We start from the raw sequence: 23,751 nt of genomic DNA on the forward strand, positions 1-23,751 counted from the left end.
GATTTCCTTTTACTAAATACTAGTAAGAAAAAAGTAGATGAGCAAAGCGCTCACCTACTTTTTTCAACTTTTCTGGCCTTTTTTAAATCATCTTGAACACTTTTTTCCCATAAAGGAACTCCACTATTATATGCTGCTCTCATAATGAGATGACCAGCAACAGGAGAGGTTAAAAACACGAATATGATACCTAAAAGGATTCGTGCATTAGCATGATGATCAATAAGTAAATAATACATAAATAATCCTAAAAGAATACTTATAACCCCTAAGGTCGCACTCTTAGATGCAGCATGGTTACGAGTATATGTATCAGGTAACCTTACAACACCAATTGCTGCAATTAAACTAAATAATGCACCAAGGAGAATGAGAAAACCTACAATGAATTTACTGATCTCTATCATTTTCGATGATTTCTCCTTTCTCCAGCCATTTAGAAAAGGCAACCGTTCCAATGAAGGCTAGAATTCCTAGTAATAGAATAATCTCAACAAAAGCATTGGAATTAATAGCAATAGAGATGATCGCCGTTATTGCAATTAAGTTTATTCCGATTGCATCAAGTGCAATAACTCTGTCAGGTGTAGAAGGCCCCTTTACAAGGCGATATACAAATAGCAAGGTTGAAATCGCAACAATGAGCAATGAGAGGCCTATGACAATTTTAAACATTAACGGCTTACCTCCTTGATAGCTTTTTCAAATGTATTCTTAATATCTAGTCGTGCTTGCTCAACATCATCAATATCCATTGCATGGATATAAAGTGTTTTATTGTCTTCAGATACTTCTAATACGAGAGTACCTGGCGTTAAGGTAATTAAATTAGAGAGAATTGTGATTTCCCAATCCTTTTCAAGTTCAGTTTCTAATGCAAAAATGCCTGGTCGCATCGAAAGTCTTGGAGATAATATTACTTTTAGTACCGCAATATTTGCTTTTATAAGCTCACTACAAAAAATGAAGAAAAGCTTGATGACAGCAATCACGTTAATTAAATAGAAGCGATGATCAAAGAACCTTCTAAGTGCAAACATTATGAGCCCGCCAAAAAAATAACCTTTAAAAAATGCCAACGATGAATAATCATTAGATAGAAACATCCATATAAACGCTAGAAAAAAGTTAAGTAAGATTTGAAATGCCATATTCACTACTCCTTCAATACGGCTTGTATATAGAGTGTTGGATCAAGCAAAGTATCGGCAGCTTGAGAAATATAAGGTGAAAGCCATTCTACCCCAAAGCCATATGCAACAGTTAAAGTAATTAGGATAACAATTGGTAATAGGAGACCTTTTGTCGATCCTTTCCGAGTAATTATCTCTTCTTTCGGTTCACCCCAAAAGCCATTTATAAAGATTTTCATAACCGAATATAGTACAAGTAAGCTCGATAGCAGCACGATAAATGCAATTGTGTATTCGCCTGCTTCAAATCCACCTTGGACGATTTTTAGTTTTCCTACGAAACCGCTAAACGGAGGAATTCCTGCTAAAGACAATGCTGCAATAAAGAACATCCAACCTAGAAATGGGTGACTTGCGATCAGCCCACTAAACTTTCGTAAATTACTTGTACCAGTTACAGCGATAATTGCTCCAACTAAGAAAAACAATGCCCCTTTAATGATCATATCATGGACTAAATAGTAGACAGAACCTTCAACAGCTTCTGGTGTGTTAGCCGCTATTCCAAACAGAATTACTCCGACTGCAGTGATAATATTGTAGATAACAATTTTCTTAATATCCCAGTAGGCAATAGCTCCGATGACACCAAAGATGATCGTCAAAGCTGATAACCAAGCTAAAATTTGATGTGTAAAAGAAGGATCGTGATAAAAAATAAGTGTGTAAACGCGTGTAATCGAGTAAATTCCTACTTTAGTTAACAATGCCCCAAATAGAGCAGTAACGACTGACGGTGGTGCTTGGTATGAACCAGGTAACCAAAAATAAAGTGGGAAAAGCGCTCCCTTAAGACCAAATACAATTAAAAATAAGATCGAGATAACGGTTAGTAATCCCGATTGTCCCATTTCAGCTATTCTCACACTTAAATCAGCCATGTTTAACGTACCAGTTACTGCATAAAGGTATGCAACAGCAATAACGAAAAGCGCGGAAGAAATAACATTGACAAGGATGTATTTGATTGATTCACGTAGTTGTATTTTCGTACTTCCTAGAACAATTAACAGATAGGATGACATAAGCATAACCTCGAAGAAAACAAACAGGTTAAAAATGTCACCAGTAAGAAAAGCGCCAGATACACCTAAAATAAGAAATTGTACACCTGAATAAAAGTAATACTTTTCTCTTTCGGCACTTATTGATGAAAAAGCAAACAACAATGATGTAAAAGCAATAATACTTGTTGTTAGCACTAATAAGCTAGAATACATATCTGCCACAAATACAATGCCGTAGGGTGGCTTCCAGTTCCCTATCTCTAACGTCTGGATTCCGTTTATGTGAACAGTTTGAACAATGGAACCAGCAACAACGACTCCAGCTAGTGAGGCAATAAGACTAAGCCACTTCTGGATCTTAATGTTTTTGTTGAAAAAGATTAAGATAATCCCAGTTAATAACGGTATGACGATTGGTAAGATTATTAAGTTACTCATATTGATCATTTCCCCTTAGTTGATCCATATCATCTGTTCCAAGCTCCTGATAGGAGCGATACGCTAGAACGAGGAAAAACGATGTAACCCCGAAACTAATAACAATTGCCGTTAAAATAAGAGCCTGTGGAAGTGGATCAACATAACTTTGAGCATGCTCACCAAGCAGTGGAGCAGCCCCTTGTTTTAGTCCACCCATTGTTAATATTAATAGATGTGCACCATGGCTCAGCAAACCAGTGCCAATAATGATGCGTAATAAGCTTTTAGACAACATTAAATATACGGCAGCACTAAACAAAATTCCAACAACAATAGACATTAATACTTCCATTATTCCGTCTCTCCAATCGTTTGGATAATGGTCATTGTGACACCAATAACAACGAGATAAACACCGAGGTCAAATAGGACGGCTGTTGCTAATGATGTTTTTCCAAGGACTGGGAGATCTACATAGCTAAATGTATGTGTTAAAAATGGAACATCAAAGAAAAATGAGCCAATCCCAGTTAATAAAGCAATAAGTAAGCCAGTTGCCGTCATTTTAATATAGTCAATTGGCAAAGTATTCACAACGGTTTTTATATCAAATGCTAATAGTAAAAGTACAATAGCTGAAGCGGACATTAATCCGCCAATGAAGCCTCCACCAGGGGTATAGTGTCCCGAAAAGAAGAGGTGTAACGAATAAATAATAATGATGAACACGACAACCTTTGTTACGGTTTGAAAAATGAGATCGTTTGTTTTAATGTTCGTTTTTTTCACCCTTCTTCCTCCTTTTTGACATGCAGACGAATCATGCCGTAAATTCCTAATGAGGCAATTCCGAGCACTGTTATTTCAAACAAGGTATCAAATCCTCTAAAATCTACAAGGATTACATTGACCATATTTTTACCACCTGCTAACGTGTAGCTGTTCTCAATGAAATACTTAGAGATTGTATCTGAAACCCGTTGGCTGTTAGCTGATAATGCAATTAGTGTAACGATTGTTCCGACACCTAACGAAATAAGCAAATTAGTTAATTTAAAGTGAAGCTTTTTTTCCTTCCTTTTAAACTCAGGTAAATGGTAAAAACAAAGTAAAAACAGAGCAACAGAGACGGTTTCGACACATAATTGTGTAAGTGCTAGATCAGGTGCTCGAAATAGTACGAAAAAGAGCGATAAGGAATAACCTACTGAACCAAGCGCGATGATTGCTGTTAAACGTGATTTAGAAAACAAGACCGTAATGGTCCCTATCACCATAACAACTGCAAGAACTGCTTCATAAATTCCAATTGGTGCTGTTCCAGCTAATGAAAATGAAAATCCATCCTTAACAACTAGTGCAGTCCCTAAGATAACGATAAAGAATGTGAAGATATATGCTAAATAATCACGGATAAAACCTGTCATGTAGAACCTTGTTAGTTTAAATGACGATTTATCAAGTTGATACAAGGCTGCATCATAGCCTTTATTTAACGTTAGTTTTTCAGGTACGATACGATAAATACCTCGCCATTTTCTTAGTAAGTAGTAGCCAAGTGTTCCTAACAGAATTACACCAATTGTCATGTAAAGCTCTAAATTAGGACCATGCCATTGACTGATGTGAACATGGAAATGATTCTCATCTCCTAGTAGACTCGGCAATATTGAAGCCATTGCTGGTTCAATAATTGTGTAAGCTAGCAAGTTAGGGAAGAAAAAGAAAATAATCACAAGTGACGCTAGGATAATCGGTGAAATAAGCATACCGATTGGTGCCTCATGTGGCTTTTTCTCAAGTTTTTCAGGCTGATATTTTCCTGTAAATGTTTTAAATACTAGAACCATGCTGTAAATAAACGTGAAGATACTTCCGATCCAAGCAATAATAGGGAACAAAATTCCAAGTGTTTCTAAGTTGAAAACATCCATTTCAAGTACGCGTATCATACTTGTAAAGAACATTTCTTTACTTAGAAAGCCGTTAAAAGGTGGTAACCCTGCCATTGAGAAGGCCCCAATGATTGAAATCGTAAAGGTAATCGGCATGAAGCTCATAAGTCCACCAAGTTTTCGGATATCACGAGTACCTGTTTCGTGATCAATGATTCCCACGACCATAAATAAGCTTCCTTTAAAAGTAGCATGGTTGATTAAATGGAAGACTGCTGCAAGTGTTGCAACTGTATAATAGCTATCATCGATTGCATCAAGTGCAAGGGCAGCTGACCCAACACCCAACATTGACATAATCATTCCTAATTGACTGACTGTTGAGAATGCCAAAATCCCTTTTAAATCTGTTTGTTTTACAGCATTAAAGGAACCCCAGAACATTGTAAAGATACCAAAGGATGATACAATCCAAAACCATTCAGGCTCACCTGAAAATACTGGGCTAAATCTGGCAACTAAATAAATCCCTGCCTTAACCATTGTTGCTGAGTGTAAATAAGCACTTACAGGTGTAGGTGCCTCCATGGCATCTGGTAACCAAATATAAAATGGAAATTGAGCAGATTTCGTAAATGCACCAAAGAGGATAAGAACTAATGCGGGAACGAATAAGTCATGCTGAGCAATCTCAGGAACTTGTTCAATAATTTCCCTTATGCTAAAGGAGTTTGTCATGATGTACAACATGATAAATCCTCCGAGCATAAGCAGTCCGCCAAAGATCGTAATCAACATTGATTTTTGTGCTCCATAGCGCGATTTCTCACGTTTATACCAATAACCAATTAAAAGAAATGATGAAAGTGATGTAAATTCCCAAAACGTATAAAGGACAATTAAGTTATCCGATAATACGACACCTAGCATAGCACCCATAAACAATAACAAATAAACATAAAAAGTATTTAGTTGTTCTTTTTCTTTTGATAAATAATAAATCGAATAAAGAATTACAAGTGCACCAATTCCAGTGATGAGTAAGGCAAATAGTAATCCTAAACCATCTATGTATGCAGTAAAGTTAATGCCAAGAGACGGAATCCAATTGGCCGTATTGCTTATTGTATCACCGTTCATTGTCGTATCAATGAATTGAACAAAGTAAACAAAAAGCAGAATTGGTAAAACTAAAACAAACCAACCTGTATGAATGTTACGAAAACGTTTATACAGAAAGGGAACAAGTATGGCAAAAATAAAAGGTGATAAAATTGCCACATGTAGTAATGTCATCTTTTAACCTCCTTACAAAATGGGCAATAATAATAATAGTTGTCATACAAAACGATTGGGACGTAATACTGCATCCCGGCAAAATGACGGGAAATTTGGGTTATGCAACAGCATCAGTTTAAATTAGATTGGCCCAAGTGAGCTTACACAAAATTGGTGTTACTTTTTCTGATTTATTATGTTCCAGTTACTAGGTTACTATGAAATAATCGAGAAATATGCATCATTTCAAGTTCATATGAACATAAAAATGATAACAAATTTCTGCTGACTTGTATATTCCTAAGATTATGGAGCATCCTAAAAATTGAGGTGATTCCATGAAAAAAATGAATATATTTGTTGCAGGGTGCATATTTTCATCCATGTTTGGTAGTGCTTGGTATATGAATGAAAAAATAAAAAGAGATTATGTTGATTCATCTACATTTGAAGAGTCAATATTTCAACTAACAAATACAGAAACACCAATAGGTTTTTTAACAAAAGAAGCAGATGTATTCGAAAAATTTAAATCACGTGAATATGTTCGCGTTGTTGCTCGTTAGCAGGATGTAAAGAATTAGACATTCTGTTTTTTTATTGAATTGAATCTAGGAATTAATTTTCAGGTGTGAAAAACCTAAATTTACAGAGAGAATGTATCCACTTATATAATTCATGGGGGAATCTTCAATAATCTGTCAATTTTGCTTGTCAAATTGAGATGACTGATACATAATAATGTAGAAATTTATTGAAAATGTTGAAGGTTATTTAACGAAATTGGGGATTGAAAATGAGAAATACATATTTTACTAGTTACTTTCCACTAATAACAATCTTATTGTTTAGTACATCATTATCGATAGCTACTGTCATGATCGTCATTGATTATTTGCAAGTGTTAGGAATTTATGATGGAATGTTGGAATTCTTTTCGAATAATGGGATCAGGTTAGCATTATTTACGGTATTTGCCTTACTGTACTTCATGGTTTTTTCAGCACTGAAATTAATTGCAAATACAATTACTGAGCTTTCACTTTTATTTTTTTCAAAAGATGTTGCTGGTGAGAATCTTACACAAATAAGAGGCGGATCAGCATTTTACTTAATCGGTGGGGCTATTTCTTTAATTGCAATTCAATATCCATTAGCAATAATCGGGATATTCCTCGTAGCAACAATCTTTTACTTTGTGTATATTGTTTATAAAATTAGCAGTTCGCTTACGTCAGCTTCATTGATTGGTTTAGTATTATTTCATGTGTTAGTTTGGTTTACTTTTATTTTAGGGACTTTATATTTATGTTTTAGACTTTATAATAGTATAATGGCTAGCTTGCCCGTATAAGAAAGATGGAGTCGATTAAATATCGACTCCATCTTTTGGTTAGAAACTATGATAAAAATCGTTTGCGAACTTCGGGGATAGGAATCATACATTGCTTATTCTTGCCGAACCATTTGTATCTATTTTTTGCAACAAAATTGTAAATTCCATCGCGAAGCGGCTTAGGTGTCACAATAAATAAGTAAAGAATTCGCCATAGTCCACCTAATCCTAAGCAAACCTGTAATACTGCAGCTGATTTTGTGTAGCATGAATTCCCCTTTACCAGGACCAAGCTACTATAGTCATTTGTTGGGAGGTTATACTTCTTTAAAAGTTCTTGTCCTACTGACGATTGTAAAGCTGTAAATTTAAATTTTCCATGTTTATCATGACGAATGACAAATTGTACAGATTGATTACAAAAACTACATACCCCATCGAACAGCAAGATTGGGTCAGCTAATGTTTTCATGAGCATCCCTCTTTCATTGAAGATGATTGAATCACTTCATGACATCTCTCCATATAAGCATTTGTGGACCTTGATTATAGATATTACTTACATTTCCACCCTTATCCTTACCTACCCAAATACCAGCTGTGTACGTATCTGTTAATCCTACAAACCATAAATCCTTATAATCGTTAGAAGTCCCGGTTTTGCCCCCAACATATGTGCTTGAAACAGATGCTTTTTGTCCAGTTCCACTCTTCACGACAGCAGCTAATAACTCTCGCATTTCCTCGTTAGTAGATTCCTTCCAAACCCGTACAGGTGTATCGTTCCATTCATAAAGTGTTTTTCCAGTTAAATCTGTAACTTTAACAATTGTATGGTTTTCATAATAGAGCCCGTTATTTCCGAAAGAGGTATACGCACTAGTCAATTCCAGTGGTGAAACTCCATATTGAAATCCTCCGATTGCCACGGCAAGGTTATTATAATCATCTTTAGTTATAGACGAAAAACCAAATGGTTGTAAATAAGAAAACCCTTTATTTAACCCAATCTCGTCAAGCATTCGAACTGCTGCAGTGTTATACGAATATTTCAATGCTGTTTCAAGTGATAGCATCCCATAGTTTTTCTCACTATAATTTTCTGGACAATATTCATTTTTACAAAAAGCTCCTGCATCAATTTTCGATTTTGCTGTTGCTCCAGTTATATCAATATATGGAGCATAGTCGAGAAGAGGTTTAATCGCTGAACCTGGTTGTCTAAATGCTTGAAAAGCTCGATTGAATGAGTATTTTTCATAATCCTTCCCTCCAGATAATGCAACGATTTTATGGGAATGATGGTCGATGACAGCAGCAGCTCCCTGCACTTGATTAGAAGGAAGATGCTGATCAATAGCGTTCACAAGTTTCTTTTGTATGGTAGATTCTAATGCTGTATGGATGATGATCCCTTGACTAAGAACTTTGTTTACACGTTCTGTGAGTTGTTTCTCAATTACTTCTTTGTTTTGTGCATCAGCTAGTTTTTGAGTATAGCCTTCGCTTTCTGAAATTAATTGTTTTAATTCTTGATGAACGTACGTAACATAATCAGCTTGGGTATCGACTCGATCTTTTATAGAAAGAGTAATGGGATACTTGAGCGCATCCTCCAATTCCTGTTTTGTAATTGTATCGTTTTGATATAGCAAGTTTAGTAATCGTTCCTGACGATCCTTTGTATTGTCAAAGTTTTTTATTGGATCATACAAGGTTGGATTATTTGGAATAGCACTGATAAACACAAGTTCAGCTAAATGAAGCTCTTGAATTTGCCTATTAAAGTAGTGTGTTGCCGCAGTACCAATCCCATAAGTACCATTACCAAAGTAAATCGCATTTAAGTAGCCTTCAAAAATTTGTTCTTTCGTAAAGTTTTTTTCAAGTTGATATGAATAGAGAAGTTCACTTAGCTTTCGATTATAAGTTTGTTCAAAAGATAAATAAATATTTCGAGCAAGCTGCTGCGTAATCGTACTTCCACCCTGCTCAATAGATTGAGATTTCGCATTGATAAAAACTGCTCTCAGCATTCCAGCAGCATCAAATCCTATATGTTCAAAAAAACGTTTATCCTCAGACTCAATATATATGGTTTTAACAACCTCGGGAATATCACTGTATTTTATATACATCCGGTTTTGCTGCTGTGAGGATATTTCCGAAATAAGCTGTCCATCATGATCAAAGATAAAGCTGTTTTGTGGTAGTTCAACAGATTCGATTGGAATCTTCTCATCTAAAACAGTCCCTAACCCTTTAACAGCTTTTGATTCCTTACCAGCTATGAAACCACTGAAAAGAAAGATTGGAACCATTATTATTACACAAATCCATCCAAATAAACTTCTCAAGTCAAGTCACACTCTTTCTAATTATTCATTCTAATCTTATCCCATTCATATGAATGAAGTTTCACTTTATCCCATTCATAACAGGCAGTAAGGACCCTTCCTTAAGTATCAAGCTTTTATATAAGCAATGAAGGAAGCTGTAGAAAAACTGCCTGTAAATATCCGATAAGTTTCGCTACCATTCAGAGGGGATGCCCCCCTGAATGAAGTCTCACTTTATCCCAATCATAACAGGCAGTAAGGACCTCCACCTCAAGTATCTAGCTATATAAGCAATGAAGAAAGATAAAGGTAAAACTGCCTGTAAAGATCCGATAAGTTTCGCTACCATTCAGAGGGGATGCCCCCCCTGAATGAAGTCTCACTTTATCCCAATCATAACAGGCAGTAAGGACCTCCACCTCAAGTATCTAGCTATATAAGCAATGAAGAAAGATAAAGGTAAAACTGCCTGTAAAGATCCGATAAGTTTCGCTACCATTCAGAGGGGATGCCCCCCCCTGAATGAAGTCTCACTTTATTGTAACCGATTATTTCTTAATGGCGGACTAATTTTTACCTTTCACTAAAAATTGGTTTTTAGGAGTCAGAAATTAGCCTAGTTTTGGGCGATTTAACTTTCAAATTTATGCTTAAATGCTTATCCTTATGAAATCACCCCATTTCATCCTTCATACATAAAAAATAGACAAGGGATAATTCATTATTTTTTGAAAAATTGAAGTTAAATCAGTAGCTGCGATGATATAATAATAGAAATGAACGTTGATTTTAAAGGAAGGAGGCGTGAAATAGTTTGGAGGGACAAGAGCGATTATTATTTATTGATTTTGAATTTACGATGCCCGAGGGAAAAGCAAATCCTAAAGGATTCTATCCAGAAATAATTGAAGTTGGAATTGTTTCTGTTCGAAACCATAAAGTAGAAGAACAATTTTCCTCATATGTTAGACCAGTACGATTCCCCTTATTAAGTGAGCGTTGTAAAACTTTTCTTCAGATTTCACAAGCTAAAATTGATGAAGGAATTTCCTTTTCAGAATTACTAACTACCTTGAATAAATACAATGAACATTCTCCTGCAACAGTCATAACTTGGGGGAACATGGATATGAAGGTTTTACGTCAAAATTGTCAAATGAACAATGAATTGTTTCCATTTTCAGGAAAGTCAAGAGACCTTTCAATGGAGTATAAAAAGTTTTTTGGTGATCGAAACCAAACTGGACTTTGGAAGGCTGTTGAGGAATATGGGAAAAAAGCTACTGGGAAGCATCATTGTGCTTTAGATGATGCCTTAACTACCTATAATTTATTCAAGCTAGTTGAAGAGGACAAACGATACTTACAAAAACCAACACCTCCTACAATTGGTGACAGAATTGATTTGTCAAAGGTACTAAATAAATATGCAACCTAACCGAAAGCAAAGCTATGAGAAAAACATATATGACTTACTCAATAACAATATTTGTCATTGTGATTTTTGAAAAAGTAGATATTGTTATTGAGTGATGTTTATCCTTTTTATTTGCTACTAAGAAAATAATCTGCTTCTAATGTAGATAATAGTTTAAGCGATTTTTGCGCCCATGAAGTATCTAATTGCAATAATTCATCCTTTAATGTGTCCAAAGCTTGTTTAAGTGATTCCTTATAATCGGGAATAGGATCTGCAAAAGGCTTTACCATTTGTTTGGGAATATTTGTTTGTTCATTGAACGCCAATGCTCGTCTTTCATGAAAAAACTGAACGTCTGCTTGTTTTGGATTATGTAAATCTCCCTGCTGTGGATGCTTAAGCACAGCCTTTACTTTGACTAAATAATGCATTTCACGTATGTCTGTTATTTCGCCAATATATTTACCTGTTTTGTATAGACCTGTTACAATTTCTCCTATTTTTTTATCTTCCATTTACTTCATTCCTTTTTAAAAATCCATTATTTTTTATACATCATTACCCAATTATTAACTGTAAAAAGGCTTTCTTTATCTTAACACGGAAAAATGAAAAATAATAATCTTTAACGCTTCTTGCTTGTTTCATAAAACGATCAGTCTATTCTTCTTTTAAATCATTACGGTGAAGAGGCTTTAAAATGTTGCCTAGTGAATTAAGTGAAAACTTGTTATAGTAAATAGATAAGAAAGGTCGTGAAAAAATGAATCAATTAAGCGTAGTTTTAGGCTTGTTTTTATATTTTCCAGAGGATAAAACTGAATATATTCCAGCTGCTATTACAATGGTGGTATTTACGATCGCTGCTTTTTTTGCATTCCGTTTTATAGTAAAACACTCGAAAAAGGAACAGGGAAAAGTGGACGAGCTCTTAAAACAATCACCTGAGAATAAGGGGAAAGAATAGCATATTCGTATAAATACAAGAGCTAAGGCAAATAATACCCTTTAGCCAACTTATTTTAATGGAGGGTATTATGAAACGAAAAATGGCCTTGTTATTTGTTTTGCCTTTTATTTTATCTGGTTGTATGGAGAAAACCATTACAAAGATGGATGTTGAAATGTTTAATCAAAGTGGTGATTCTCTTGGAACAATTAAGGTTTCTGAACAATCTGAAGGAGTAAAGCTAGAAGTACTATTAGAAGGGTTACCACCTGGTGATCATGGTTTGCATATTCATGAAACAGGGAAATGTGATGCTCCAGACTTTAAAAGTGCCGGGAATCACTTTAATCCAGACGATAAACAACATGGTTTATTACACCCTGAAGGTGCACATGCCGGTGATTTACCGAATATTATTTCAGAGGACGGAAGAGTTGATGCAGAACTAATGGCGCCTCAACTCACACTTAAAAGTGAGCAAAAAAATTCTTTACTTGGTAAAGAGGGAACAGCTATTGTGATTACTGAAGGTAAAGATGACGGAATGACACAGCCTGCCGGTGAATCAGGTCAACGAATTGCTTGTGGAGAAATTACAGAAAAAGAAGCCGATAGACAAGATAAAAAAGAGGTAAAACCAGAAGAAGAAGAATGAAAAAATGGGGGTGACATTTATAAGTCATCCCCATTTTTATTGTTGGCAATATAAGATAGAAGTAAAACCCGCACTTGATTAATTTTATGTTAATGCATTCTTTAGTCGGTCTAATCCATCTTTCACCGTTTCTCGTGGACAAGCTATATTCATTCGTAAATATCCAGCTCCATTTTTACCGAACTTTGAACCTGGTTCTAATGCGATTTTTCCCTTAGTTAACAGAAGGTTTTTTAATTCATCGTCAGTTTTCTTAAGATTACGAGCATCCAGCCAAACGAGATAGGTTGCTTCTGGCCTCATTACTTTTATTTCTGGAAGGTGCTCGTTTAAGAAATTTTCGATGAAGCGAACGTTTCCCTCTAAATAATGAATAAGTTCATTTAGCCATTTTTCTCCATGTTTATATGCTGCCTCCATAGCATCTGAACCAAATGTATTTACTGTCATAAGACCGTAAAGCTGAAGAACTGCGTTATATTTTCGCTTAAGAGTATCGTTTGTAATTAGCACAGCAGAAGCTTGAAGTCCAGCTAGGTTAAAGGTTTTACTAGGAGCAATACAAGTTATCGTTTGCTCGGCAAACGCCTTATTAATTGATGCGATTGGTGTATAATGGCTGTCAAATAACAATAAATCAGAGTGAATATCATCAGAAATAATTAGTACATCATGTTTGATACAAAGCTCACCAATTTTTGTTAGTTCCTCTTTACTCCATACTCGGCCACCAGGATTATGGGGATTACAAAGAATAAACATTTTCGTCATATTGTCTGAAAGCTTTTCTTCAAGATCTGCAAAATCAATTTCATAACGATTATCACTGTTTAATATAAGTTGATTGTAAAGCACCTCGCGTTTATGTTTTTTTGCCATTTCAAAAAATGGATAATAAACAGGAGGTTGAACGACAATCTTGTCTTCAGAACCAGTATAAGCTTGGATCGCGATACTAATGGCTGTTACAATACCGGGACTATATGTAATGATATCCTTATCTATTTCCCAATTATGGCGAGTTTTTAACCAACCTTGTATCGCAATCTCCGTGTTGGTACCAGGCATTGTATATCCAAATATGCCATGATCAGCACGTGAGTGTAATGCATCGATGACTTCATCAGGTGCAGGAAAGTCCATGTCAGCCACCCACATAGGCAAAACATCTTCCATTCCGAAAATTTTCTTTGTATCCCATTTTACAGAATTCGTATTCTTACGATTAATGACTTGATCAAATCGACTCACTTACTTCACCTCATTTTAATGTTTTAGCTGTTTTCGCAAACTTTGTTGCTTTTAAAATAGTATTGGGTTGGTTGATTGCAGCGAGAGGATGCTCGCTTTCCTTGGGGCGGGCGATGAGCCTCCTTAGCGCGAAGCGCCTGCGGGGTCTCATCTGTCCCGCTACTCCCACAGGAGTCTCGCATATCCGCACCAATCAACCTAATCAGTTTTGTTCAAAAACAACAATCTTTTAGAAAAGAGCCATGTTTTAGACAGTCGGTGTTGCTCCAGAGCTTTTTCCTTTGAGTCATAAGTTATCATGAATTTAAGTTGAAAGGATCGTCTATATATCGCCTATGCTTGTCGGACTTAAGTAAGGAGCTTTAGCTTTTCAACTATAATCATAAATGTGATACAATGACAGTGCAAAAAATAAGATCATAAAAGGTGAAAACATGGAAGCGCAGCAAACAAATATTAAATTGATGGAACTATTATTACAATGGGATCCCTTAGGTTATGGCGATGGAAGTTATGAAACAGAAGTGGTTGATGTCCTTCAAGCCGTTCATTTATATGACAATGAAGTTTTACTAGCTAGAAAAATCCAAGCTATTTATGAGTTTTCATTTGAGGAAATCATTCCTCTCCAAAAATGTAAAAACCTCTCTCAGCAACTTCTCCTTATTAAAAATAACTCTAGCTGTGAAATATAAAATTTTAGAGGCCTAAGGGCTATAGAAGTACTCTCTTAAGCCTCTAAATAAACCTAATTAGCCTGACAGAATTCAAATATTTTTTCAGTTACGTGCTCTGGTCTTTCTTCGGGTACTAAATGACCAGTATTCTGGAATGAAAAAAAGCTTGAGTTTGGTAAGTCGTTTTTAAGCCTCTCCCCAACTTGCATAGGAACGACTTTATCCTCATTTCCCCAAATCAGAAGACTAGGTTGTTCAATTAGTTTTAATTCCTCTGGTGAAAGATCTCCTTCATGGTCTCGAATCATTCTGGTTAACGCCATGAAAATTCGATCATCATAAAATGGCTCCATGTATCCATCCATCATTTCTTGGTCGATAAGAGACCTATCGTATACGACATTATATAAGTTTTTCAATATCCCCTGACTAGCTAGCCAATGCTTTATACATAAATAAAAGTAAGGCATGTAAGAACCGAATATTAAAGTTGGATGAACTCGTTTCATATAACCAGAACTGCAGAGAAGCACAATTTTTTCAAATAAATCTGGTCTTTCCTTTGCTGCAATAAGCGAAACTTGTCCACCCATTGAATGACCAACAATATATGCTTTTTTTATTTGTAACCCTTGAACTAATTCAATCACTAATTTTGCCATATTTTTATAGGAATGAACAAATCTTGTTGATTTTTCTGTTTTCCCAAATGGAGGCAGATCAATGGCAAGAAGATTAAATTCGTTCTCTAGAAGTGGAATAATCTTACGATAGCAAAAGGAAGATGATAGAAATCCATGTATTAACACCAATGTTGGCTTCGAAGGATTTTTCTCATAAACCTCATAATGAACGTTTACACCAAGAATGTTCATGGTACTACAATAATAATGACTCTTTTCCATAAGCATTCACTCCGTTTTTCCTATTAATAATTATTGAAGATATGATAAAATGAAATGTCGATTAACAGCTATAAACATTTTTTATATTTTTACCGAATTTAATTAAAACACACATGTAAAATCTACCCGTATATCTTTCGGTGAAACATATGAAAAACAAGCAATAGAGTGGTATAATTGTCTGAAGATTTGAAAAAAGTGGGAGTGGTGAAAATGAAGTTTACAGAGAAGGAAGTCGAGATTTTAGAGATCTTAGAGGATGACTGTCGCCTGTCTGCAGAACAAATCGCCAAAATGATTGATTTAACCGAAGCTGAAACGAAAGAAATGATTCAAAATTTAGAAGATCAACGCATTATTGTTGACTATACAGCCCAAGTAAATTGGCGTAAGGTTGATGGTCATGAAGGTGTTAAAGCTATGATCGATGTAAAAGTTCAGCCAAAGCGTGGAGTAGGCTTTGATGATATAGCGAGCCGTATTTATCGTTTTAACGAAGTGAAATCTGTCTATTTAATGTCTGGTGCATATGACTTATCTGTCATTATCGAAGGTAAATCAATGTCAGCTATTGCTCAATTCGTATCCGAAAAACTTTCAACATTAGATTCAGTCCTATCAACAACAACTCATTTTATCTTGAAAAAATATAAGCATGATGGAACAATATTTGAACAAGATGATGAGGACAAGAGAATTGTGGTGTCACCATGATAGAACCCTCGCATTACCTTTCTAATACGGTAAAAGATTTAAAACCATCTGGAATACGAAAGTTTTTTGATTTAGCTGCTGGTATGGAAGGTGTTATTTCTTTAGGTGTTGGTGAACCAGACTTTGTAACTCCTTGGAATGTTAGAGAAGCATGTATCCTTTCACTTGAGCAAGGTTATACATCCTATACAGCAAATGCTGGCTTAATCGAATTGAGAAATGAAATTAGCTATTATTTAAAAGAAAAAACAAATATTGATTATAGCCCAAAACATGAAATATTAGTAACTGTTGGGGCAAGCCAAGCACTTGACGTTGCTTTAAGAGCGATTGTAAACCCTGGTGATGAGGTAATCATCATTGAACCTAGCTTTGTTTCTTATGCATCACTTGTTTCATTAGCAGGCGGTGTTCCTGTGTCGATCCAAACTAGTGGGGAAATGGAATTTAAACTGCAGCCTGCTGAGCTGGAAAAGGCAATCACTGAAAAAACAAAAGCGATTATCTTATGTTCGCCAAATAACCCAACAGGTACAGCTCTTGTTAAAGAAGAGCTAGAGCGAATTGCTGAAATCATTGAAAAACATGATTTACTTGTCATTTCTGATGAAATCTATGCAGAGCTTACATATGATGATGTGTATACAAGCTTTGTTTCAATTGATGGGATGGCAGAACGTACGATTCTTGTTAATGGATTTTCAAAGGGCTTTGCAATGACAGGCTGGCGTTTAGGATATGTAGCAGCAAATTCCGAATTTTTAAGTGCAATGTTAAAAATTCACCAATATTCAATGATGTGTGCTCCTACAATGGCTCAATACGCTGCAATAGAAGCGATGAAAAACGGCAAAGAAGATGTTCTTCATATGAAAAAGAGTTATAGACAGCGTAGGAATTTGTTTGTTGGAGCGTTAAATGATATCGGATTAACTTGTCATGTACCTGGTGGAGCATTCTATGCGTTTCCATCGATTCAAATAACAAATCTTTCTTCAGAGGAATTTGCTGAACAATTGTTACTAGAAGAAAAAGTAGCAGTTGTTCCTGGGAATGTATTTGGTGAGTCTGGAGAAGGTTATATCCGTTGTTCCTATGCATCTTCATTAGATCAGCTTCAAGAGGCTTTAAAAAGAATGAAACGCTTTGTTCAGAAGCGAGTTTAAAGAACAAAAGCGCAAGCGCCTCGTTCAGCCCCGACAAGTATAAGCCAATTTAGAATAGAAGGCGCTCTTTGCCTTCAATTCTAAATTGGCTTATGACCTCGAGGGGCTAGGCGCTGGAGCTGGATGTCGAAGCGCTTATCCACAGTACAAGAATTTTATAATTTCCTGAGCACAAAAAAAGCTGACCAATTATTGCTGGTCAGCTACATAGAGAAACGAAAGGGGGGGATACTAGAAAGCCTTATGCTTGTATTATTCCCCCCTTTTTGTGCGCTTTAAACCTATTTCTATAGTTTTTACTTATAGTTTTTTCCTCTAGTAAGTCCTACAAATAAAACCAAAATTTAGCCTTGATGAAACAAAAGTATGCAATGTCTCGTTTTATAAATGTAAGAGGAGGGTAGTAGAAATGACTGAAGAAGAACTGATAAAAAAAGCAAAGCAAGGAAACATGAACGCATTCGGACAACTTGTAGAACTTCATTATCCTGTCGTTGAAAAGTTCGCCTACCAATTAGGAAATCGCCAAGATGAAATCGAAGATATCACGCAGGAGGTATTCATCCGTGTTTATCGGTTTATTGACCAATTTACTAAGGCGAAATTTTCAACCTGGTTATATAAGATTACGTTAAACGTGACGAGAGATTTTGCGAGAAAACGCCAATCAAACCTGCGAAAGGTTTTTAAGATACAACAAGACTTTCGACAAGATGATTATCCTGAAATAGAATCAACAGTAATCAGGAACGAAGAAGATCGTATTCTACACTTAGCTATTCAAAAACTTGATGAAAAATATCGAGTGCCGATTGTATTATATTACTTTCACGAAAAAAAATATGAAGAAATTGCTGAAATTATGTCAATTACCTTATCAACTGTAAAAACTAGAATATTACGAGGAAAGACAATGCTGAAAAAAGTGATGGAAGAACTTACTAAAAAAGAAGGTGACATAAATGGATGACAAACTATTTGAGCAACGAATGCAGAAGTTGAAAAAATCATATGAGCATATTCCCACAATATCTTCCTCTGAAAGGATATTGCAACAACTTAAGGAACAAGAAAAGCCAGTGAAAAAACGGGTGTTATTACAATTTCCATATGTTGCCTCTTTTATTGGTGTTCTTCTTATCGGTGGTTTTTTGGCCATTCAATTACTTTCACAAATCAATTTAAATAGTGGGGAACAAACGCCGACTGAAAATAGAGAGAATCAACCAATAACTGAAGCAGATATCGAAACGGCTATTAATGAAACTCGAGGTTATTACGAACGTAGGGTAGATGAGCTTATAGATAAATTAGGCTTCGAGGATGTTGAACAATATGGATTTGTACAGGAAGCAAAAATAGTCGTCGAAAAATTTGAAGAACGAAAAAGTTATGAATCACAAGCCGAGCTTACAAACTATATGGAAAGGGTTAAGGAGATTATAACCTCTAGAGTCTCAATGCCTCATGAAGAATATAAATTAATGAAGAAGGCAGTAGATAATGGCGAAGCAATTAGTGATAGTCAATTATATGGGTATATAGATAAATTAGACATGCTTCATGAGCAATTTTATGAGCAATGGATAAAGATGTATCAATCTAATCAGTATACAATGACAGATATTGAATCCTATTTAGAAGAATTAAACACAGGGAATATAAAAAATGGTAATCAAGATTATATAGAGCTTACGAAAACATTAACAGCTTATGGGTATTATTTCTTTAATGATGGTGAGGGAACTATTAATTTTGCTCCAAATTATTTAAAAATCCATAATCAATTAGAAAAATCTTTAAAAGAAGATGCTAAGGTATATTTGAAAATCAAGTCTGAGAAGAAAGCCTTATCAGATGGGGCGTTAGCAATTAATCATGATGAGTTAGGTGAACGATTACTTGAAATTGAAGATTTTGTTTTAAATAATCCATCTTCTCCTAAAGTAGATGAATTTAAAGTACAGTACCGACTTTATATTGATTTCTATTTAAAAGGAACGAATAACACGTTGCTTGTATCTGATAATGGCAAAATAAAAGACGAAGTGAAAATAAATTTCGAAACCTTAATTACTGAAAATGAATATTCGGAAACAGCTAAAATTGTAGAGGGATTTTATAATAAGCTTAAGGAAAATCAATTTACATTAACAAATGAATTAAGAGAGCAAGAAATTGAAGTTTCTAAAATGTTAAAGCCAAATCCGGAAGAATATGCAATTGAAAAAAACTTATTGCCAATAACAAAAGAAATGGCAGCCAAATATGAGGATTTCAAAAATAAAGGCGATATAACTATTTTTAATGATGGTTTTGCAGGTTTGAATTCGATTGATTTGACAGTTGCAAGAATCTATATGTATGCCATTGAAAAAGGAGATTTTGAAACAGCCTATCGTCTCTCATATAATGGAGCGAATTCGAAGCTTCCAGAAAAAGAGGCTTTTATTAAGGAAATGCAAAAATCTCCAGTTAATTATCAAGCTCTTTCAAATGAAGTAATTAAGGTCAGATCAATTTATGAACAAAACGGAGAAGATATTGAGCATATATTAATTAAAGAGAATGAAGATACTGTTAGTTTTCGAATGAAACAAGAAAATGGTTTTCCAAAAGTTGAATATAATCCTCTTTCATAATAAGGTTTGCTCAAAAGTGTCAGTCCTAACATACAATAGCTATGTATCTTAAGGGCTGACACTTTGCTTTGAGTCAGCCCTTTTTGGGTATAATAAAAATGAGAACAAATATAATTGTTTTTGAAAAAAATTAAAAGATGTGATATAATTTTATATTGCGTATAAAAGGACATATAAATATAAGAAATTGGGAGTGTTATACATGACAACAAAGTACGAATTAGGTAGTGTGCATACAGGTAAAGTTACAGGAATTCAACCATACGGTGCGTTCGTAGCACTTGATGAAGAGACTCAAGGTTTAGTTCACATTTCAGAAATCACTCATGGTTTTGTTAAAGATGTTAACGAACATTTGAAATTAAATGATGAAGTACAAGTGAAAGTACTTTCAGTTGACGAAAATTCAGGGAAAATTAGCTTATCAATTCGTGCTACTCAAGAAGCACCTGTTGAAGAAAAGAGAGAAGCAGCACCTAAAAAACCAAAAAAACGCCAAGCTACTGTTAAAACTGAAACAGAAACTCCACAAGGTTTTAATACATTAAAAGATAAGCTTGAAGAGTGGATCGAGCAATCAAAACGTGAAGAAGTAAAAAAATAAGCACTGATTAAAAAAAGGATGAAACGTTGATACGTTTCATCCTTTTTTCTATATTGGTTTTATTAGCAATCATTGATAAATAAAAAAGGGCCATGTAATCAGCCCAGTTCTTATCCTACCATTTATCGAATTTCAGTACGTGGTTCCCTTGCAACTTCTGCTGAAGGCTTGAAGAGTAAACCAAGGTTTAGTAATCCTGCTATACCAACAAGACCGTAGATGATTCTTGTTAATGCTGAATCATCGCCGAAAATTGCTGCTACTAAATTGAATCCGAAAAATCCAATAAGTCCCCAGTTTATTGCCCCGATTATTGTAAGTAACAATGCTATACGTTGAATTGCGCTCATCTTAGTTACCTCCTTATATAATGACTACATTATTAGATTGCGAAAAAAGTGAAAAACTATTCAGTGAAAAATTATGGTAAAGGCAGTTTTCTTTACAATAAATTTTGAAATGTACATAATCTAATTACGGAGGCGATAATAAAATGGAAAACTTTACATACTACAACCCAACAAAGCTTATTTTCGGTAAAGGACAGGTAGCTCAACTAGAAAAGGAAGTCCCGAATTACGGCAAAAAAGTTCTTCTTGTTTATGGTGGAGGAAGTATTAAACGTAATGGTCTCTATGATGAAGTTGTAAAAGTATTAGCGGAAAATGATAGCCAAATATATGAATTATCTGGAGTCGAACCCAACCCTAGATTGTCAACTGTGCATCGTGGTATTGAGATTTGTAAGGCAGAAAACATTGAATTTATTTTAGCTGTAGGTGGCGGTAGTGTAATCGACTGTACTAAAGCTATTGCAGTAGGAGCAAAATATGATGGAGATGTATGGGATATTGTCACAAAAAAACACTTCCCTACAGAGGCATTACCATTTGGTACTGTGCTAACCTTGGCTGCTACAGGCTCTGAGATGAATTCAGGTTCTGTAATAACAAATTGGGAAACAAAAGAAAAGTATGGATGGGGAAGCCCTTTAACCTTCCCGAAATTTTCTATATTAGACCCAGTAAACACATTTACTGTCCCTAAAGATCAAACAGTTTATGGTATGGTCGATATGATGACACATGTTTTTGAACAATATTTCCATCATACGAAAAATACACCACTACAGGACCGCTTTTGTGAATCACTTCTAAAAACGGTAATTGAGACTGCTCCTAAGTTAATTGAAGACCTTGATAATTACGAGCTTCGTGAAACAATCCTTTATTCGGGGACGATTGCTTTGAATGGTCAACTGCAAATGGGCTACCGCGGTGATTGGGCTAGTCATAACATAGAGCATGCTGTGTCAGCTGTTTATGACATTCCACATGCTGGTGGATTAGCGATACTATTTCCAAATTGGATGAAACACAACCTCGATGAAAATATAGCTAGATTTGTACAGTTAGCTACCAATGTTTTTGATGTTGATCCTAGTGGAAAAGATGATCGATCTATCGCGTTAGAAGGAATTAGCAAACTTCGAGAATTCTGGAGTAGTATCGGTGCGCCAAGTCGTTTACAAGACTATAATATTGATGGTGAAAATATCGAGCTAATGGCAGATAAAGCGATGATAAATGGTGAATTTGGAAACTTTAAAAAGCTTAATAAAGAGGATGTAACTGCAATTTTAACTGCATCCTTATAATGGGAATTTTTAAAAAGCACGGAGCTACAGAACTAGTTACTCCGTGCTTTTTACGTGAATAAAAGGTTAAGACATAATAAGTTAAGTTGGATACGCTTACATTCTGAACTTTGCTTGATTTACTTCAATACTTTAGATAAAGTGATAGTAGCTATAATAATAATGATGAATTAATGGAGGAAAATGTTATGACACATGTACGTTTTGATTATTCAAATGCACTCACTTTTTTTAACGAACATGAAATTACATACTTACGTGACTTTGTGAAAGTTGCACATCATTCTATTCATGAGCAAACAGGGGCTGGAAGTGACTTTTTAGGTTGGGTCGATCTTCCAACAAACTATGATAAAGAAGAGTTCTCTCGTATTCAAAAAAGTGCTGAAAAGATTAAATCTGATTCTGAAGTCCTTCTTGTTATTGGAATCGGTGGTTCATACTTAGGAGCTCGTGCAGCAATTGAAATGCTTAATCACTCTTTCTACAATGCTCTTTCAAAAGAACAAAGAAAAACTCCACAAGTGATTTTTGTAGGAAACAATATTAGCTCTACATATATGAAAGATTTACAAGATTTACTTGAAGGAAAAGATTTCTCAATTAATGTGATTTCTAAATCAGGTACGACAACTGAGCCTGCTTTAGCATTCCGTATCTTCAGAAAAATTCTTGAAGAAAAATATGGCAAAGCTGAAGCGAAACAACGTATTTATGCGACAACTGATAAAGCTCGTGGTGCTCTGAAAACTCTAGCTACAGAAGAAGGTTATGAATCCTTTGTTATTCCTGATGATGTTGGAGGTCGTTTCTCTGTTCTAACTGCTGTAGGTTTATTGCCAATCGCGGTAACAGGTGTAGATATTGAGGCAATGATGAAGGGTGCTCAATCTGCAAGTGAAGACTTCAGCAAGTCTGAGTTAGAAGAAAACGCAGCTTACCAATATGCAGTTGTACGTAATGTTCTTTACAACAAAGGGAAAACAATTGAAATGCTTATTAACTATGAGCCAGGCCTTCAATACTTCTCTGAATGGTGGAAGCAATTGTTTGGCGAAAGTGAAGGGAAAGATCAAAAAGGAATCTATCCTTCATCTGCAAACTTCTCAACTGACTTGCATTCATTAGGACAATATGTTCAAGAAGGACGTCGTGACATTTTCGAAACAGTCATTAACGTAGAAAATTCACGTCATGAATTACTTGTTGAGGAAGAAGAAAGTGATTTAGATGGATTAAATTACTTAGCAGGTAAATCAGTTGATTTTGTCAATAAAAAGGCATTTCAAGGTACAATGCTAGCTCACACAGATGGCGGAGTTCCAAACTTAGTTGTGACAATTCCAGAAATGGACGAGTATACGTTCGGATACTTAGTGTATTTCTTCGAAAAAGCATGTGCAATGAGTGGCTATTTACTTGGTGTGAACCCATTTGACCAACCAGGTGTTGAAGCTTACAAAGTAAACATGTTTGCTTTACTTGGTAAACCAGGATTTGAAGAGAAAAAAGCAGAGCTTGAAAAGCGATTAGATAAATAAAAGACGTACTATAAAGAAGGACTGGCATTTTGCCAGTCCTTTTTTGATGGGAAATTGACTTAGTAGTAAGAGTGAAAATAAGAGATGAAGTGAGCCGAATGT

The 23,751-nt window shown here is 35.2% G+C and carries 26 protein-coding genes; 13 read left to right on the top strand and 13 right to left on the bottom strand.

Going from position 1 to position 23,751, the window contains the following annotated elements:
* Nucleotides 1-50: 50 nt before the first annotated feature.
* The 7 genes from mnhG to WCV66_RS08165 are packed head-to-tail and all read right to left on the bottom strand — an operon-like array spanning nt 51 to nt 5,811.
* The gene (gene mnhG, locus WCV66_RS08135; protein WP_066330312.1) at nt 51-407 is read right to left on the bottom strand and encodes a monovalent cation/H(+) antiporter subunit G; all 357 of its coding nucleotides are present in this window, start codon (nt 405-407) and stop codon (nt 51-53) included.
* On the bottom strand, nt 391-675 hold the full coding sequence (locus WCV66_RS08140; protein ID WP_066330311.1) for a Na(+)/H(+) antiporter subunit F1: 285 nt from the start codon (nt 673-675) through the stop codon (nt 391-393). Before WCV66_RS08140 ends, mnhG begins: the two co-directional genes overlap by 17 nt.
* Nucleotides 675-1,151 carry a Na+/H+ antiporter subunit E gene (locus tag WCV66_RS08145; RefSeq protein ID WP_066330310.1) on the bottom strand — a complete coding sequence of 159 codons (477 nt, stop codon included), beginning with the start codon at nt 1,149-1,151 and terminating at the stop codon, nt 675-677. The genes WCV66_RS08140 and WCV66_RS08145 overlap by 1 nt, the downstream gene beginning before the upstream one ends.
* Nucleotides 1,152-1,156: 5 nt before the next feature.
* On the bottom strand, nt 1,157-2,638 hold the full coding sequence (locus WCV66_RS08150) for a Na+/H+ antiporter subunit D (protein WP_066330309.1): 1,482 nt from the start codon (nt 2,636-2,638) through the stop codon (nt 1,157-1,159).
* Nucleotides 2,631-2,972, bottom strand: coding sequence for a Na(+)/H(+) antiporter subunit C (locus WCV66_RS08155; RefSeq protein WP_066330308.1), 342 nt, complete (start codon nt 2,970-2,972; stop codon nt 2,631-2,633). The genes WCV66_RS08150 and WCV66_RS08155 overlap by 8 nt, the downstream gene beginning before the upstream one ends.
* Nucleotides 2,972-3,394: a Na(+)/H(+) antiporter subunit B gene (locus tag WCV66_RS08160; RefSeq protein WP_338789417.1), complete on the bottom strand. Its 423-nt coding sequence runs from the start codon at nt 3,392-3,394 to the stop codon at nt 2,972-2,974. Before WCV66_RS08160 ends, WCV66_RS08155 begins: the two co-directional genes overlap by 1 nt.
* A gap of 11 nt (nt 3,395-3,405) precedes the next feature.
* Complete coding sequence (locus tag WCV66_RS08165) at nt 3,406-5,811, bottom strand: Na+/H+ antiporter subunit A (RefSeq protein ID WP_338788587.1); 2,406 nt, start codon at nt 5,809-5,811, stop codon at nt 3,406-3,408.
* A 320-nt stretch (nt 5,812-6,131) separates the two neighbouring features.
* Here WCV66_RS08165 and WCV66_RS08170 point away from each other — a divergent pair, with 320 nt between their 5' ends.
* Nucleotides 6,132-6,359 carry a hypothetical protein gene (locus WCV66_RS08170; protein ID WP_066330306.1) on the top strand — a complete coding sequence of 76 codons (228 nt, stop codon included), beginning with the start codon at nt 6,132-6,134 and terminating at the stop codon, nt 6,357-6,359.
* A 230-nt stretch (nt 6,360-6,589) separates the two neighbouring features.
* The gene (locus WCV66_RS08175) at nt 6,590-7,147 is read left to right on the top strand and encodes a YufK family protein (protein WP_066330305.1); all 558 of its coding nucleotides are present in this window, start codon (nt 6,590-6,592) and stop codon (nt 7,145-7,147) included.
* Between the two features lie 46 nt (nt 7,148-7,193).
* Here the strand turns inward: WCV66_RS08175 and WCV66_RS08180 are convergent, their stop codons facing one another.
* Nucleotides 7,194-7,607, bottom strand: coding sequence for a thiol-disulfide oxidoreductase DCC family protein (locus tag WCV66_RS08180; protein ID WP_338788588.1), 414 nt, complete (start codon nt 7,605-7,607; stop codon nt 7,194-7,196).
* Nucleotides 7,608-7,632: 25 nt separating this feature from the next.
* A complete protein-coding gene (locus WCV66_RS08185; RefSeq protein WP_338789418.1) occupies nt 7,633-9,450 on the bottom strand; it encodes a transglycosylase domain-containing protein in 1,818 nt (605 codons plus the stop codon).
* A gap of 877 nt (nt 9,451-10,327) precedes the next feature.
* On the opposite strand from WCV66_RS08185, the gene kapD reads away from it, so the two are divergent.
* The gene (gene kapD / locus WCV66_RS08190; protein ID WP_066330368.1) at nt 10,328-10,906 is read left to right on the top strand and encodes a 3'-5' exonuclease KapD; all 579 of its coding nucleotides are present in this window, start codon (nt 10,328-10,330) and stop codon (nt 10,904-10,906) included.
* A 107-nt stretch (nt 10,907-11,013) separates the two neighbouring features.
* Here the strand turns inward: kapD and WCV66_RS08195 are convergent, their stop codons facing one another.
* Nucleotides 11,014-11,403, bottom strand: coding sequence for a kinase-associated lipoprotein B (locus WCV66_RS08195; RefSeq protein WP_338788589.1), 390 nt, complete (start codon nt 11,401-11,403; stop codon nt 11,014-11,016).
* A gap of 248 nt (nt 11,404-11,651) precedes the next feature.
* Between WCV66_RS08195 and WCV66_RS08200 the strand changes: the two genes are divergently transcribed.
* Together WCV66_RS08200 and WCV66_RS08205 are read left to right on the top strand one after the other, a co-directional pair.
* Nucleotides 11,652-11,855 carry a hypothetical protein gene (locus tag WCV66_RS08200; protein WP_066330301.1) on the top strand — a complete coding sequence of 68 codons (204 nt, stop codon included), beginning with the start codon at nt 11,652-11,654 and terminating at the stop codon, nt 11,853-11,855.
* 70 nt (nt 11,856-11,925) lie between these two features.
* Nucleotides 11,926-12,492: a superoxide dismutase family protein gene (locus tag WCV66_RS08205; protein WP_338788590.1), complete on the top strand. Its 567-nt coding sequence runs from the start codon at nt 11,926-11,928 to the stop codon at nt 12,490-12,492.
* An 84-nt stretch (nt 12,493-12,576) separates the two neighbouring features.
* Here the strand turns inward: WCV66_RS08205 and WCV66_RS08210 are convergent, their stop codons facing one another.
* Entirely contained in the window at nt 12,577-13,743 is a 1,167-nt protein-coding gene (locus WCV66_RS08210; protein WP_338788591.1) for a MalY/PatB family protein, read from the bottom strand.
* 434 nt (nt 13,744-14,177) lie between these two features.
* Here WCV66_RS08210 and WCV66_RS08215 point away from each other — a divergent pair, with 434 nt between their 5' ends.
* Entirely contained in the window at nt 14,178-14,438 is a 261-nt protein-coding gene (locus tag WCV66_RS08215; RefSeq protein ID WP_338788592.1) for a DUF1871 family protein, read from the top strand.
* Between the two features lie 53 nt (nt 14,439-14,491).
* Here the strand turns inward: WCV66_RS08215 and WCV66_RS08220 are convergent, their stop codons facing one another.
* Nucleotides 14,492-15,325 carry an alpha/beta fold hydrolase gene (locus WCV66_RS08220; RefSeq protein WP_157094353.1) on the bottom strand — a complete coding sequence of 278 codons (834 nt, stop codon included), beginning with the start codon at nt 15,323-15,325 and terminating at the stop codon, nt 14,492-14,494.
* A 213-nt stretch (nt 15,326-15,538) separates the two neighbouring features.
* On the opposite strand from WCV66_RS08220, the gene WCV66_RS08225 reads away from it, so the two are divergent.
* The 5 genes from WCV66_RS08225 (at nt 15,539) to yugI (ending at nt 20,451) form a co-directional block, all read left to right on the top strand.
* Complete coding sequence (locus WCV66_RS08225; protein ID WP_066330296.1) at nt 15,539-16,039, top strand: Lrp/AsnC family transcriptional regulator; 501 nt, start codon at nt 15,539-15,541, stop codon at nt 16,037-16,039.
* Nucleotides 16,036-17,205: an aminotransferase gene (locus WCV66_RS08230; protein ID WP_066330295.1), complete on the top strand. Its 1,170-nt coding sequence runs from the start codon at nt 16,036-16,038 to the stop codon at nt 17,203-17,205. The genes WCV66_RS08225 and WCV66_RS08230 overlap by 4 nt, the downstream gene beginning before the upstream one ends.
* A 409-nt stretch (nt 17,206-17,614) precedes the next feature.
* Nucleotides 17,615-18,175 carry an RNA polymerase sigma factor gene (locus tag WCV66_RS08235; protein ID WP_338788594.1) on the top strand — a complete coding sequence of 187 codons (561 nt, stop codon included), beginning with the start codon at nt 17,615-17,617 and terminating at the stop codon, nt 18,173-18,175.
* Nucleotides 18,168-19,847: a hypothetical protein gene (locus tag WCV66_RS08240; RefSeq protein ID WP_338788595.1), complete on the top strand. Its 1,680-nt coding sequence runs from the start codon at nt 18,168-18,170 to the stop codon at nt 19,845-19,847. Before WCV66_RS08235 ends, WCV66_RS08240 begins: the two co-directional genes overlap by 8 nt.
* A gap of 202 nt (nt 19,848-20,049) precedes the next feature.
* Nucleotides 20,050-20,451, top strand: a complete 402-nt coding sequence (yugI, locus tag WCV66_RS08245; protein ID WP_066330292.1) for a S1 domain-containing post-transcriptional regulator GSP13 — start codon at nt 20,050-20,052, stop codon at nt 20,449-20,451.
* Nucleotides 20,452-20,573: 122 nt separating this feature from the next.
* Here yugI and WCV66_RS08250 read toward each other — a convergent pair whose 3' ends face one another.
* Nucleotides 20,574-20,801, bottom strand: coding sequence for a DUF378 domain-containing protein (locus WCV66_RS08250; RefSeq protein WP_066330291.1), 228 nt, complete (start codon nt 20,799-20,801; stop codon nt 20,574-20,576).
* Between the two features lie 143 nt (nt 20,802-20,944).
* Between WCV66_RS08250 and WCV66_RS08255 the strand changes: the two genes are divergently transcribed.
* Together WCV66_RS08255 and WCV66_RS08260 are read left to right on the top strand one after the other, a co-directional pair.
* Entirely contained in the window at nt 20,945-22,108 is a 1,164-nt protein-coding gene (locus tag WCV66_RS08255; RefSeq protein ID WP_338788596.1) for an iron-containing alcohol dehydrogenase, read from the top strand.
* Nucleotides 22,109-22,296: 188 nt separating this feature from the next.
* Complete coding sequence (locus tag WCV66_RS08260) at nt 22,297-23,649, top strand: glucose-6-phosphate isomerase (RefSeq protein WP_338788598.1); 1,353 nt, start codon at nt 22,297-22,299, stop codon at nt 23,647-23,649.
* Nucleotides 23,650-23,751 lie beyond the last annotated feature (102 nt).

Source organism: Metabacillus rhizosphaerae (assembly GCF_037201795.1).
GTDB classification, from domain to species: domain Bacteria; phylum Bacillota; class Bacilli; order Bacillales; family Bacillaceae; genus Metabacillus; species Metabacillus rhizosphaerae.